The following is a 13,603-nucleotide window of genomic DNA, read 5'->3' as shown; positions in this document are numbered from 1 at the left end:
TCGACTATAGTCTATTCATTGCTAATATTGGTTTATATTATTGAATTTAAAGAAGTTTTTTATTGTTTTTGGGCTGTCGTTGAGGCTGTTACAAGTCGTTGCGACTAAAGTTGATCTGTGCAGTTTGCAGACCTTTGCTAGATTGAAATTGCAATTGTGCACTCCCTGAATTGGTTTGCTATGCAAAGGAAAAGTCCCATGAGCTTAGATAAAGATAAAAATAACGCGAGGGCCTATTGGAAAGAGAACGTCAGAATCATTCTGACCTATCTTGTCATCTGGTTCCTGGCGTCCTTTGGTTGCGGCATCATTTTTGTTGAGCCGCTGAATACCGTGCAATTCTTCGGATTTAAACTCGGATTCTGGTTTGCCCAACAGGGCTCGGTATATATCTTCCTTATTCTGATTGTGGCCTATGCCATCAGCATGAATAAGCTGGATGAGAAGTACGACGTTCACGAATAAAAATGCTGTTATCAGCATTAGGCAAAGCTGTACCTATCAAACAAATAACAATAATTAATTAATCTTGAACGGAAGGGTATGACGCTATGAGTTTGGACGTATTAACCTACTTATTTGTGGGGTTGAGTTTCGCGCTCTACATAGGCATCGCTGTCTGGTCCCGAGCCGGCAGCACCAAGGAGTTCTACGTCGCTGGTGGTGGTGTGTCACCGATGGCGAACGGTATGGCAACCGCTGCTGACTGGATGTCAGCCGCCTCGTTTATCTCTCTTGCGGGGATCGTTTCTTTTATCGGCTATACCGGTTCTGCCTATATCATGGGTTGGACTGGGGGCTACGTATTACTAGCATTGCTGCTGGCTCCCTACCTGAGAAAGTTTGGCAAGTTCACCGTGCCTGACTTCGTTGGTGATCGCTATTATTCCAGTACTGCCCGAACAGTCGCTGTTATTTGTACCATCTTTATTTCCTTTACCTACGTTGCAGGACAAATGCGCGGTGTGGGTATCGTATTCTCTCGCTTTCTGCACGTATCCATCGATATGGGCGTCGTCATCGGCATGATCATTGTATTCTTCTATGCCGTACTGGGTGGGATGAAGGGGATTACCTATACACAGGTCGCGCAATACTGCGTATTGATATTTGCCTATACCGTGCCAGCTGTATTCTTGACCATGCAGGTTACCGGACACTTCCTGCCACAGACAGGCTTGGGAGCAGCTGTAGATCCTGCATTTAATAGCACACTGGGTGGTAAGCCGGTGCTGGAGGCTCTCGATGGCTTAGTGGAAGAGTTGGGCTTTACGGCCTACACCACGCAGGGAACAGATAATCTGTTTAATATCTTCTTCTTCACTGTTGCTTTGATGGCGGGTACTGCCGGGCTGCCACACGTAATCGTGCGGTTCTTCACTGTTCCTCGTGTGAAGGATGCTCGTGTTTCTGCTGGTTGGGCGCTATTGTTCATCGCTGTTCTTTACACTGTCGTACCCTCTGTGGCGGCAATTGGACGTTTGAATCTGATCAACACTGTCAATGGTGCTGATGGAAAAGGAACGTTGTATGCAGAAATGCCAGCCTGGTTCAAGAACTGGGAAAATTCTGGCCTGATTGCGTGGCAGGACGTTAATGGAGACGGAAAAGTTCAGTACGCAAACGGTTCACCGTTTAAAGGGGCTAAGCCCGAGTTTGATGGTGACAAGCGCGCTGAAGATGGGCATCGACTGGTGTCCAATGGACTGACAGGTGATGAAGCGAAGTTTGATGCAGCCAAGCAGCCTTTCGCCAATGAGGTCTATGTTGACCGAGACATTATGGTGTTGGCGAATCCGGAAGTTGCTCAGTTGCCTGACTGGGTTATCGCTCTGGTAGCAGCAGGTGCTATTGCCGCTGCGCTATCCACCGCGGCGGGTTTGCTGCTGGTAATCTCCACTTCTATCGCTCACGACCTGTTCAAGAAAACACTGACACCGCATATGTCAGAGAAAAATGAGCTGTTGGCGGCGCGAGGTGCGGCAGTCGTGGCAATTCTGGTGGCGGGCTACTTCGGCCTGAATCCTCCGGGGTTTGTTGCTCAGGTTGTCGCCCTGGCGTTTGGCCTTGCTGCTGCGTCTTTCTTCCCTGCAATCGTGATGGGTATTTTCTCCACACGCATGAATAAAGAGGGTGCAATCAGTGGCATGGTGGTCGGTCTGGTGGTGACCGCCTGCTATATCACTTACTTCAAATTCATGGGCGGCACACCGGCACAATACTTCATGGGACTTACACCTGAAAGCTTTGGCACAGTGGGTATGATTCTGAACTTTGTGGTCGCCTTCATCGTGTCTTCCATGACCCCCCCTCCACCTGCGGAAATTCAGCATGTGGTCGAGGATATCCGTATTCCTCGCGGTGCCGGGGCAGCTCATAGCCACTAAGCTGGTGTAGGTAAATCACCTCTGCGCACACTCCCTTCGGGGAGTGTGTTGTTTTGAGAGCACCATTGGCCAAACAGCGTTGAAAAGACTATCTGAGTGCTTTTCCAGGCTTGCGAACGAGGTCGTGAACATGCGCTGAGCGTCATAGTCTGCGAGAAGGGAGTTCCATGACAACGGCATTCAATACATCGAAGCCCCCATTCAATCTGCTTTCTCCCGCAGAGTTGGGGGTGCTGCAGAATAATCTGGATATTGCCTATTTTCAGGCAGGTGAGGTGATCATCAAGGCCGGTGAACCTCCCGAAGGATTGCATATATTGCTCAAGGGGCGTGTTGCTGAGGAGGATGAACAGGATGTTGCTCGTCCTGAGGAGCTGCGACATACCTATGTGCACTACACCGCGGAAGATTATTTCGGTGCCTGGTCATCCATGCGTGGTCGTGCCATCCACAATTTTGTTGCGGTAGAAGAAACCATCTGTCATATCCTGCCTACTCGCATCCTGCTGGAGCTGGTCGATAGCAATCCTGTCTTTGGGGACTACTTCCGCAACAGCTTTGCGGGTCGCTTTCAGCTACGCAGCAATGGCAATGTAAGTCAGGATATGACCGAGTTCATGTTGGCTCGGGTGGGCGACTCCTGCATGCGTGAGCCTCTGATCCTATTGGAAGGTACCTGTATTCAGGATGCCTTTGCCTTGATGCGTGAGCGCAAGGTGGACTGTCTGCTGGTCAGGCGGGGAGGGCGCTACGGCATGGTGACGGGGACTGACATGCTGACGGCATTACTGCAACAGGGATTGTCTGCTGCCACAGACGTGGCAGACATTGCATCTTACCGGCTGATTCAGGTGGGTCATGATGAGTATCTGTTCAATGCTCTGGTTCTGATGACTGAACACCGTATTGAGCGTGTGGTGGTCAAGGATGATCAGGAGTTAAAAGGCATTCTGGAGCTGACCGATGTCCTCAGTTATTTCTCCAATCACTCCCATGTGCTGGGCTTGCGTATTGACAGGGCTCAGACCGTGGAGGATCTGGAAGAGGTGGCAACGGGGCTCAACGATCTGGTGCAAGGTCTCAATGTGCATGGCGTGAAGGTCCAGTTTGCCATGGAGTTGATCGCCACCATGAATGAGAAGGTGATGGCGAAGCTCTTTAACCTGTTAGTGCCGGAAGATATTCAGCCGCACGTGTGTCTTATCGTCATGGGGAGTGAGGGGCGTCGGGAGCAAATCCTCAAAACCGATCAGGACAACGCGGTGTTGATGCGCAATGGCCTGTCGTGGCCAGAAAAGCAATCAGTACTTGAGGCGTTCTCGCGTATTCTGGCGCGCTTTGGTTATCCTCCTTGTCCCGGGGGGGTCATGGTGTCCAATCCAGAGTGGGTCTTGAGTCTGGAGCAATGGACTCAGAATCTGCGCCATTGGTCACAGCAGGCCAGTGGAGACAATCTGCTTCGACTTGCTATTGCTGTGGATGCTCATGCGGTTGCTGGCAACGCGGCGTTATTTAAGGCGGCGCGGAACTGGTTCTTCCGGGAAATGTCGAGTAACCAGATTTTCTTTTCTCACTTCGCCAGGGCCGCTCTCAATTTCTCTACACCGCTCACCTTTTTCGGTGGCATCAAAAATAAAGAGCATGGCCTGGATATCAAGAAGGGGGGAATATTTCCGATCGTGCATGGCATTCGTACTTTGGCACTGGAGCATAAGGTGCTTGAAACGAATACGTTCAAGCGTATTGATCAGCTTATAGATAGCCAGCAGTTACCAGAGAAACTGGGTCTCGACCTTGTTCATGCGCTCGGTCTTTTTATTCAGCTGAGATTGCAGCAGCAGTTGGAGCGTATGAAAAGCGAAGGGGCATCCGACAAAGACGCCAACATGCTGGTAGTAGAGCGCCTTGATCGTCTGGATAGGGATCTATTGCGTGAAGCTCTTCATGTCGTGAAGGAGTTCAAGCAGTTTTTGACCCAGCGCTATCGGCTTGAGGGTTAGTAATGTCGTTATTCAGGTCTCTGCGAGTCTGGCGTGAGCGCCGTCAACATGGTGATGGCCCTTTTGCCGCCTTGTTTGAACCCTATGAGGGTGACGAGATTGTTTCTTTGGATTGCGAAACCACCAGTCTCAATGTGGCGGAGGCTGAGATTCTCACGATTGGTGCTGTCAAGATTCGTAAGCAGCGACGAGTGATGCTCAGTGATCGTCTGGATATCAAGCTGAAGGCTCCAGCCAATTTCAGGCGTGAATCGGTGCCTATCCATAAAATCCGGGCTATGGATCTGGCGGACGGTGTAGATATGCACGAAGCATTGCAGATGTTGCTGGCCTACATTGGCAATCGCCCTTTGCTTGGATATTACGTTAATTTTGACCTGCGGATGCTCGATAAGTACATGCGGCCCCAGTTTGGATTTGGCTTGCCGAATAAGGCGATTGAACTTTCTGAGGTATATAACAACATCATTAAATGGCGTTACCCGGGCGGGCATGTGGATCTGCGTTTTGACACTATTGCCAGCAAGTTGGACCTGCCGATTATTGAGCGCCATACTGCATTGGGAGATGCCATCACCGTAGCCTTGATGTATGTGCGCCTGACGCAAGGCGATTGCGGTGTGTTATAGGGGATTTCGTGACAGCAGCTTGAACGATTCAAAACCAGTCTCTTGACCCTTGGCAGACAGTAAACTTTTTATTTTTTAACAATTTAAGTAAGATGCCAAGACCGGGTAGCAGACCCGGTATTGCTGTATGCGGCAACAAAACTGACAGAGGAGGCGAGCGTCATGGCAGATAGAGCTGATATTCAGTCCGTTCTTTCGCAGATGCGTACGTTGCAGGCACAAGTACAGAAGACATCTGTACCCAAGCCGGATGCTCAGTCCGTTGATGCCGTTACCCAATCCTCCGCATTGCCTTCTTTTGCAGATATGTTGAACCAGGCCGTGAACTCCGTGTCTGAACAGCAGAATAAGGCCAACTCTATGTCCACCGCCTATGAGCAGGGCGACCCTAGCGTCGATCTGCCTCAAGTAATGATCGAATTGCAGAAGGCCAGCATTTCTTTTGATGCCATGACTCAGGTCCGAAACCGGCTGGTTGATGCATATAAAGAAATCATGAGCATGACGGTGTGAAGTCGTCTATGACATGTTGGGCAAGCTCACACTGTGCCATGGGAGAGGTAGTAGATCGTGGCTAAGGCGGGAGCAGATAATCTGTCCGGTGGTACTCAGCAGGGAGGGTTGTTTGGCTCTCTGATGCTCGGGTTTGGGCAGCTCAGCATTATCCGTCAGGTTGGCCTGATGGTGGGTTTGGCCGCTAGTGTTGCTATCGGCTTTGCCGTCGTGCTGTGGTCACAGGAGCCCAGCTATCGTCCTTTGCTGGGCAGTCTGAATAATCTGGATGCAGACCAGATTATGCAGGTGCTGCAGACCAATCAGATTCCCTACAAAATTGACACTAACAGCGGTGCTCTGCTGGTGCCTTCTGAAATGGTTAATCAGGCGCGTATCAAGCTGGCGGGTGATGGCCTGATAGGCGATAAGACCGTCGGTTTTGAGCTTCTGGACAAGGAGCAGCCGCTGGGTAGCAGCCAGTTCATGGAGGCGACCCGCTATCGTCGGGGGCTTGAGGGAGAGCTGGCGCGTACCATTTCCAGCATATTGGCGGTCAAGTCTGCTCGGGTGCATCTTGCCTTACCCAAAGAGTCGGTTTTTGTTCGTGACAGCCGTAAACCAAGGGCCTCTGTTTTTGTTGAGTTGTATGCCGGACGGACGCTCGAAAAGGACCAGGTTACTTCTATTCTCAATCTGGTCGCATCCAGTGTTGCAGGACTTGATCCAAAAGATGTCACGGTAGTGGATCAAAAAGGGCGGTTGCTGTCTGAAGAAAAAATTGACACTGATGCTGGGATGGCGGCTGAGCAGTTTGAGTACACCCGAAAAATCGAGCAGACTCTGGCGCGTCGGGTTGGCAGCATATTGGAGCCGGTTGTTGGAGCGAATCGCTATAAAGCGGAAGTCTCCGCAGATATTGACTTTACGGCTGTCGAGCAGACTGACGAGCAATACAATCCAGATTTGCCGTCATTGCGTAGTGAGCAGGTACTGGATGAGGAAAAAAGTGCCTCTAGTGCATCCGGTATTCCTGGGGCCTTATCGAATCAGCCTCCTGCAGAAACCTCTGTTCCTGAAGTGACTAATGGCAGTGCCGCCAATGCTTCGTCATCCTCTTCTCCAGTGACTTCGAGAAAGCAGTCTACACGTAACTACGAATTGGACCGAACCATCAGTTATACCAAACATCAAGTCGGTCGGGTCCGTCGCCTCTCTGTGGCGGTTGTGGTTGATGATCTGGTATCTGTCGATCCGGCTTCCGGGCAAACCAAACGTATTCCCTGGACTGAGAATGAGCTACAGCGCCTGACAGTATTAGTACGTGATGCTGTGGGCTACTCGGCAGAGCGGGGTGATAGCGTGAACGTGGTGAATTCCCCCTTTGTGCAGTCAGAGGACATGTTCACCTCCGAAGATATTCCTTTCTGGCAGACCTCCTGGTTCTGGGATTTGGTCAAGCAAGGCGGGGCGGTGCTGTTTGTCCTTATTCTGGTATTCGGGGTATTGAGACCGATTCTGCGCAGCCTGTCATCGGTAGGGCAAAATCAGGCGGCTGCCAGTGACGCTGAACTCAAAGCGCTGGAAGGGATTGATGATGATCTGTCAGATGAAGCAGTCACTCTGGCGAGTGTAGATGAAAGCCTGCTTCCTGGTCCTAACGAAAGTTTTGAGAAGCAGTTGAATGCCATTCGTGGTCTGATTGCGGATGACCCCGGTCGTGTAGCTCAGGTGATCAAGAGTTGGATAAGCGATGAGTGAGAAACCAAAGCTCAGTCAGTTGGAGAAAACCGCAGTCCTGTTGATGACTCTGGGCGAGAATGATGCGGCAGAAATTCTCAAACACATGGGACCGAAGGAAGTACAGAAGATTGGCTCTGCCATGGCGCAGTTGCGCAGTGTGCAGCAAGACCAGGTAGAAACTGTGGTAGCCGAATTTCTGGGCCAGGTGGGTAACCAAACCGGCTTGGGTATCGGTTCTGATAGCTACATCCGTAGCATGCTGACTCGGGCGCTCGGTGAAGATAAAGCAAGCGGCCTTATTGACCGCATCCTTTTAGGTGGAAATACCAAGGGGCTAGATACGCTCAAGTGGATGGAAGGAAGGCAGGTCGCCGATATCATTCGCTATGAGCACCCCCAGATTCAGGCCATTGTGGTGTCCTATCTAGATTCTGATCAGGCTGCTGAAGTGCTGGCGCATTTCGATGAAAAGGTGCGTCTTGATATCCTCCTTCGTGTTGCATCCCTGGATACGGTGCAACCTGCGGCTCTGCAAGAGCTGAATGACATTCTGGAGCGTCAGTTCTCTGGTAGCTCGTCGTCGCAGACCACCAACATTGGTGGTGTCAAAGTGGCTGCTAATATCATGAACTTCCTCGATAGCAACATTGAAGCCACATTGATGGACTCTCTGAAAGAAGTCGACGAGGATCTGGCCGAGCAAATTTCTGACTTGATGTTCGTCTTTGATAATCTCAGTGATGTGGATGATAGAGGTATTCAGACCCTGCTAAGAGAGATTGAGCAAGACACCCTTATTGTTGCCCTGAAAGGTGCAGATGTGAATCTGCAGGAAAAATTCTTCAAGAATATGTCTAAACGTGCGGCTGAGATGATGCGAGATGACCTGGAGGCTCGCGGGCCTGTGCGGGTTAGCGATGTTGAAACCGCGCAAAAAGAAATTCTTGGTATCGCCCGCCGCCTGGCCGATGACGGCCAGATATCACTCGGTGGTGGCGGTGAGCAGATGGTTTAATCCGTGAGTAATGTTGAACAACAGCCCCATCGTATCCCCGCAAGTACCGGTAAGCAGTACGAGCGCTGGCAGTTACCTGAGGTTAGCGATGGCAAGGAGCACCTGTCGCTTACTGAGCATGGTTTAACTTTCAAGCCAGAGCCTGTTGCCGATCCTGAGCCCTTGCAAGCGCAGATACTGGACACTGAACCTGCGGAAGAAGAGGAGTTCCATGTTGAGCCTCTGACGCTGGAACAGGTCGAGGCTATTCGTCAGGAAGCCTGGGACGAGGGCTATCAGGAAGGGAAAACGCTTGGCCATGCTGAGGGTGTAAGAAGAGGCTTGGAAGAAGGTCGTAAGCAAGGTCTGGAGGCGGGTCATACAGAGGCATATCAAGCTGAGTCTCAGCGAATTGAGCAGGCGGAGGCTCAGTTGTTGGCTCTGGTCAATGCTTTTGCAGAACCCCTTAAGCGTCAAGACAACGAGCTGATCGAAGGTATGGCAGCGCTGGTGAAAAAAATGGTTGAGGCCGTGCTGGATCACGAACTCAGTAGCAGTCCTGCCCACATACAACAACTGGTAAAACGAATTATGGAGGAGCTTCCTGACCCCTCTTCAGGCACTGCTGTTAGAGCCCATCCTGCCGATTTACCGTCAATTCAGGTACTTTTACAGCGTGAAGGGTATGACTGGCGAGTTGAGGAGGATGCTAGTCTGTCTCCTGGTGGGGTCATCGTTCGTACTCCGTTTAGCTATGTCGATGCTGCTATTGAACCGCGCGTTGCCCATGTGCTGCAGGGGTTTGCGCAACAGCATCGGATATCGGCAGAGCGTCTGGCTAAAGAGACAGAAGATGAGCCCCTTGCTGAGCAGGGTGGCAACATTGATGCAGATGATACCGCGTCATGAGTCAGGCGCAGCTTCTGTCCTGGCTGAGTGATCAGCAGCGTATTCTCTATACACCACTGCGGCCCAGGGCAGCAGGGCGGGTTACTCGTGTGGTTGGTTTGACACTTGAGGCGACCGGTTGCCGCGTTGCTCTCGGTGAGTTTTGTCAGGTCAGTGTTAAGCCTGGTTATACGGTGGAAGCGGAAGTTGTTGGCTTTCATGGGGACCGTGTTTTTCTGATGCCTGTTGATAGCGTTGAGGGTTTACTTCCAGGGGCAAAGGTCCAGCCGACAGGTTCAACGAGCCTTGTCCCGGTGGGAATGGGGTTGCTTGGACGTGTCTTGAATGGTGTCGGTAAGCCACTGGACAGTCTGGGCCCTCTGAATGCTGAGGCCTATGTTGACTTGCAAGGTGAGACCATTAACCCATTGGCACGGCAGCCAATTCGTGAGCCGATGGATGTGGGCATTCGCGCGATCAACTCTCTGCTAACCGTCGGGCGAGGGCAGCGGCTTGGGTTGTTTGCAGGAAGCGGGGTTGGTAAAAGCGTTCTTTTGGGGATGATGACTCGATTTACTACGGCAGATGTGGTTGTTGTAGGTCTTATCGGAGAGCGTGGTCGAGAGGTCAAAGAGTTTATTGAGGACGTATTGGGTGAGGAGGGATTGCGTCGTGCTGTTGTCGTCGCTTCACCCGCAGATGATTCGCCCCTGATGCGTTTGCGTGCCTCTCAGTTAGCGACGCGTATTGCGGAGTATTTTCGTGCACAAGGGCTTGATGTGCTTCTGCTGATGGATTCTTTGACGCGCTATGCCCAGGCACAGCGTGAAATCGCTCTCGCCGTCGGTGAGCCGCCGGCGAGTAAGGGTTATCCACCCTCGGTATTTGCCAAGCTGCCAAAGTTGGTGGAGCGGGCTGGCAATGGTGAAAAAGGGGGAGGTTCAATAACCGCCTTCTATACCGTGCTTACTGAGGGGGATGACCAGCAGGACCCTATTGCGGATTCTGCTCGTGCAATTCTGGATGGGCATGTGGTGCTGGCCCGAAGGCTGGCAGAAGAAGGGCATTATCCCGCCATAGATATCGAAGCTTCGATTAGTCGTGCTATGCCGCAAGTGGTGACACCTGAATACCTAAAGCAGGCGCAGCGGTTCAAGCAGCTTTATGCTCGTTACCAGCAGGTACGTGATCTTTTGAGTGTAGGGGCTTATGCCAAAGGCAGTGACCCCGACACAGATCGCGCTATTCAGCTGATTCCCGCCATGCGTATGTTCCTTCAGCAAGGCTTGCACGAGCCCGTGCGGTTAGCTGTCGCTCAAGACCTGGTTGGAAAACTCCTGAACATTCAGTAGGTATAAGCTTTCATGGCTTTGCGTTCTCAACGCCTTCACATTGTTCTGACGCTCGCGCAACGTGATGAGCAGAAAGCAGCTCAGCGCCTTGCAACTCAGCGCCAGCGTCTATCACAGACTGAGGTGCAACTGCAGCAGCTCCAAGGTTATCAGCTGGAATACATCGAACAGTTACACCGTAAAGGTGAGGCTGGCGTGTCGGCACGCGATTGGTTGAATCAGCAACAGTTTATGGCACGATTGGAAACAGCATTAGGTCAGCAGGGGCGTGCAGTGGCTCAGCAACAGGCTGAAGTAGAGCGGCATATCAGTAACTGGCAACAAGCTCGCGCGCGAGTAAAGGCTATCGAGGCCTGGCTGGAAACGATTAAGGCACAGGAACAGTTAGAGTTGGGCCGGAAGGAGCAGAAAGCTCTTGATGAGCTCATTCAACACTATCGTTCCAGAGGTGATATGGACTGATGAGGTGAATATGCCTCTGAGTGGCAAATCATGCGTTGTTCATCACTCTCCGGGAGTATGAATCAAAGTAGCGAAGCATGGCGGCAAAATGAGCTTGTCAGTATTCCTCGCAATAGCTATACCTAGGTGATGTGTACTTACGGTAAGGGCTCCACTTACGACTAGTCTTTCGTGTATTTTAGACGAACAATAGGGGGGTGGATTCTGATAGCGTATAGTAGGGCAAGTGGTTTGGCTAAAGCAGGCGACCCGGTACAGGAGTTCAGCAAAACCGAGACGTTATTTAGCCGTTGTCTGATCTTGTGATGCCGATGATGACCTGTCGCTAGTGACGTGGTTTGAATGAAGAGGTGAGTAATGGCAATCTGGTCCCAGCTTTCCAATGACGGTAAAGAATTGACCATTCGTATTCAAGGACGCTTTGACTTTAGTGCACACCAGGATTTTCGTGAGGCCTATGAAAGTGTCGGTGAAAAACTGCCGCGTGTTTTCATCATTGATATGAAGGAAACCACATACCTTGACAGCTCTGCGTTGGGGATGTTGCTGCTGTTGCGTGATTATGCGGGTGGTGATGGTGCTGATATTCGAATTGTAAACTGTAATATGGATGTTAAAAAAATCCTGATAATTTCCAATTTTGGCCAACTCTTCAATATTTCCTGACATCATGCATTTTGCTGACGGTGCGATGGATGCGCAGGAGCACCAGGATACCTCGTTGCGTATCCTGGTCGCTGACGACAATACCAGTGATCGGATGATCCTGCGGGCAATAGTCAGAAAGCAGGGATATGAGGTATATACGGCGCAGGACGGCAGTGAGGCAGTAGAAGCATTCAAACGCTACCGGCCGCATATCGTTCTCATGGATGCGTTGATGCCAAATATGGATGGGTTTGAGGCGGCTCGCCAAATTAAGCAGATGGCTGGCGAGGAGCTGGTTCCGGTTATATTTCTGACATCACTTAAAGATACTCATTCTCTCGTCGACTGCCTTGAGGCTGGCGGTGACGATTTTCTTTCCAAGCCATATAACCCTACGATTCTGCAAGCAAAAATCAATGCATTTAATCGGATGCGGCGTATGCATCACGTATTGCAGCAGCAGAGGGACGAAATATCTCTCCATAACAAGCGCTTGCTGCATGAGCAACATGTGGCCAAACGGGTGTTTGATAACGTGGCCCACAGTGGTTGTCTTGATGCTAGTAATATCAAGCACTTGCTTTCACCGTTAGCGGTTTTTAATGGCGACGTGTTGCTCGCCTCTCGTACACCTTCAGGTAATATGTTTGTGCTGTTGGGGGACTTTACCGGGCACGGTTTGCCTGCTGCTATTGGCGCTATGCCTATGGCAGAAATTTTCTACTCTATGGCGTCAAAGGGATATGCCATGGGAGATGTCTTGCGTGAGATCAATCAGCGACTCAAACGTATTCTGCCGACAGGGTTTTTCTGTTGTGCAGCAATGCTTGACTTCAATTTCAATAAAAAAACGGTAGAAGTGTGGAATGGTGGTCTGCCAGATGGTTTGATCTTTCACTCAGAGAGTCGCCTATTGACGCAACTCAAATCAGCCCATCTACCATTGGGCGTTGTGGGTAATGAACGATTCAGCGATGAAACGGAGCGTTATACGCTGAGGGATGATGACCGTGTCTATCTGTACTCAGATGGCATACTGGAGGCTGGTAACGCAGAGGATCAGATGTTCGGGGAAGAGCGATTGCATGAGGTTTTCTCTCGCTGTATTAACCCGGAGCGGTTATTCGAGACAATAGGTGAGGCTGTAAATGAGTTTGCGGGTCAGCAAGGTGTTAAAGATGATTTAACACTGGTAGAAATTCGCATGTGTGATGTCGCAGAACTGGTGGATTTGGCGGAGCCTTTTGTCAGTAGTCGCAAGTATGGTCCCAGTGACTGGTCGTTTACTTACACTCTCTATCCTAATACCTTGAAAACTTACAATCCGCTGCCGCTGTTGCTGCAGGTCATTATGGAGGTACCTGCGTTACGTCGTTTTAGTGGACAAATCTATATGCTCCTCTCAGAGTTATTCTCTAACTCGCTGGAGCACGGTCTACTCAGGCTAAACTCTCAAGCGAAATCAGACATTGTTGGGTTCTCCGAGTATTACACTGAGCGAGATAGACGCTTAGCGTCGCTTGAGGATGGCCGAATCGTTTTTCATATAGATCATCGGTTGAATCAGGATGGAGGTGTCTTGAAAATCCGTATTGAAGACAGTGGGGAGGGGTTCAATGTTGATGCCTTACATAGCTCACTGGCGCAAAAGGGCTACGCAGGTCGAGGGCTGGCATTGATTCATTCGCTCTGTGAATCAGTGCGCTTCATCGGCATGGGCAACAAGGTGGAGCTTGTTTTTAAGTGGCGCTTTGAAGAATAGAGTGCTTATCAACTAGTCAGACTGCTAGCAGTATCGGGTGAGACGCTCTCAGTATTGGGAAGGGCTTTGTTGCATAAATAGAGCACAGCTTACAAAGCCCCTTTCCCCAGACGAATTTATGGCATACGCACCGTCATCGGTGTCCCAAGCTGCGTGAAGCGGTTCAGGATGGCTGCTCGCACCTGCAGTTCGGCCACCTGACGGTCGAAATCTTTCGCCATGACCCGCTCACCCAGCCGCTTGAAG

The 13,603-nt window shown here is 50.8% G+C and carries 12 protein-coding genes and 1 pseudogene; 12 read left to right on the top strand and 1 reads right to left on the bottom strand.

Going from position 1 to position 13,603, the window contains the following annotated elements; genetic code table 11:
• Positions 1–198 precede the first annotated feature (198 nt).
• The 12 genes from WH50_RS04560 to WH50_RS04505 all read left to right on the top strand — a co-directional run bounded on the left by WH50_RS04560 (position 199) and on the right by WH50_RS04505 (position 13,357).
• On the top strand, positions 199–465 hold the full coding sequence (locus WH50_RS04560) for a DUF4212 domain-containing protein (RefSeq protein WP_104152468.1): 267 nt from the start codon (positions 199–201) through the stop codon (positions 463–465).
• A gap of 86 nt (positions 466–551) precedes the next feature.
• Positions 552–2,387, top strand: coding sequence for a sodium:solute symporter family protein (locus tag WH50_RS04555; RefSeq protein ID WP_110186249.1), 1,836 nt, complete (start codon positions 552–554; stop codon positions 2,385–2,387).
• Between the two features lie 167 nt (positions 2,388–2,554).
• Entirely contained in the window at positions 2,555–4,387 is a 1,833-nt protein-coding gene (locus WH50_RS04550; protein WP_110186248.1) for a putative nucleotidyltransferase substrate binding domain-containing protein, read from the top strand.
• Positions 4,388–4,389: 2 nt separating this feature from the next.
• On the top strand, positions 4,390–5,016 hold the full coding sequence (locus WH50_RS04545; RefSeq protein WP_110186247.1) for a 3'-5' exonuclease: 627 nt from the start codon (positions 4,390–4,392) through the stop codon (positions 5,014–5,016).
• Between the two features lie 162 nt (positions 5,017–5,178).
• A complete protein-coding gene (gene fliE / locus WH50_RS04540) occupies positions 5,179–5,529 on the top strand; it encodes a flagellar hook-basal body complex protein FliE (protein ID WP_110186246.1) in 351 nt (116 codons plus the stop codon).
• Positions 5,530–5,586: 57 nt separating this feature from the next.
• Positions 5,587–7,269, top strand: coding sequence for a flagellar basal-body MS-ring/collar protein FliF (gene fliF, locus WH50_RS04535; RefSeq protein ID WP_110186245.1), 1,683 nt, complete (start codon positions 5,587–5,589; stop codon positions 7,267–7,269).
• Complete coding sequence (fliG, locus tag WH50_RS04530; RefSeq protein WP_110186244.1) at positions 7,262–8,266, top strand: flagellar motor switch protein FliG; 1,005 nt, start codon at positions 7,262–7,264, stop codon at positions 8,264–8,266. Before fliF ends, fliG begins: the two co-directional genes overlap by 8 nt.
• Positions 8,267–8,269: 3 nt before the next feature.
• On the top strand, positions 8,270–9,154 hold the full coding sequence (locus WH50_RS04525) for a flagellar assembly protein FliH (protein WP_110186243.1): 885 nt from the start codon (positions 8,270–8,272) through the stop codon (positions 9,152–9,154).
• Positions 9,151–10,485: a flagellar protein export ATPase FliI gene (gene fliI / locus WH50_RS04520; RefSeq protein ID WP_110186242.1), complete on the top strand. Its 1,335-nt coding sequence runs from the start codon at positions 9,151–9,153 to the stop codon at positions 10,483–10,485. Before WH50_RS04525 ends, fliI begins: the two co-directional genes overlap by 4 nt.
• A 12-nt stretch (positions 10,486–10,497) precedes the next feature.
• Positions 10,498–10,947 (top strand): flagellar export protein FliJ, encoded by a 450-nt coding sequence (gene fliJ, locus WH50_RS04515; protein WP_110186241.1) that lies wholly within the window; start codon positions 10,498–10,500, stop codon positions 10,945–10,947.
• Between the two features lie 357 nt (positions 10,948–11,304).
• Complete coding sequence (locus tag WH50_RS04510; RefSeq protein ID WP_110186240.1) at positions 11,305–11,613, top strand: STAS domain-containing protein; 309 nt, start codon at positions 11,305–11,307, stop codon at positions 11,611–11,613.
• Between the two features lie 4 nt (positions 11,614–11,617).
• A complete protein-coding gene (locus tag WH50_RS04505; protein WP_243409995.1) occupies positions 11,618–13,357 on the top strand; it encodes an ATP-binding SpoIIE family protein phosphatase in 1,740 nt (579 codons plus the stop codon).
• A 116-nt stretch (positions 13,358–13,473) separates the two neighbouring features.
• On the opposite strand, the pseudogene WH50_RS04500 reads toward WH50_RS04505, so the two are convergent.
• Positions 13,474–13,603 (bottom strand): annotated as a pseudogene (locus tag WH50_RS04500) (IS5/IS1182 family transposase); the annotation flags it as partial.

It is taken from the genome of Pokkaliibacter plantistimulans, assembly GCF_003194385.1.
GTDB lineage: Bacteria > Pseudomonadota > Gammaproteobacteria > Pseudomonadales > Balneatricaceae > Pokkaliibacter > Pokkaliibacter plantistimulans.
Note: the sequence above shows the minus strand (reverse complement) of the source record. Positions and strands in the feature narration are given on the sequence as shown.

Excerpts from the sequence above, each read along its gene's own strand:
- WH50_RS04550 (WP_110186248.1), top strand. The coding sequence starts at position 2,555 with ATGACAACGGCATTCAATACATCGAAGCCCCCATTCAATCTGCTTTCT.
- WH50_RS04545 (WP_110186247.1), top strand. The coding sequence starts at position 4,390 with ATGTCGTTATTCAGGTCTCTGCGAGTCTGGCGTGAGCGCCGTCAACAT.
- fliI (WP_110186242.1), top strand. The coding sequence starts at position 9,151 with ATGAGTCAGGCGCAGCTTCTGTCCTGGCTGAGTGATCAGCAGCGTATT.
- fliG (WP_110186244.1), top strand. The coding sequence starts at position 7,262 with ATGAGTGAGAAACCAAAGCTCAGTCAGTTGGAGAAAACCGCAGTCCTG.
- WH50_RS04555 (WP_110186249.1), top strand. The coding sequence starts at position 552 with ATGAGTTTGGACGTATTAACCTACTTATTTGTGGGGTTGAGTTTCGCG.
- WH50_RS04560 (WP_104152468.1), top strand. The coding sequence starts at position 199 with ATGAGCTTAGATAAAGATAAAAATAACGCGAGGGCCTATTGGAAAGAG.
- fliE (WP_110186246.1), top strand. The coding sequence starts at position 5,179 with ATGGCAGATAGAGCTGATATTCAGTCCGTTCTTTCGCAGATGCGTACG.
- WH50_RS04505 (WP_243409995.1), top strand. The coding sequence starts at position 11,618 with ATGCATTTTGCTGACGGTGCGATGGATGCGCAGGAGCACCAGGATACC.
- fliJ (WP_110186241.1), top strand. The coding sequence starts at position 10,498 with ATGGCTTTGCGTTCTCAACGCCTTCACATTGTTCTGACGCTCGCGCAA.
- WH50_RS04510 (WP_110186240.1), top strand. The coding sequence starts at position 11,305 with ATGGCAATCTGGTCCCAGCTTTCCAATGACGGTAAAGAATTGACCATT.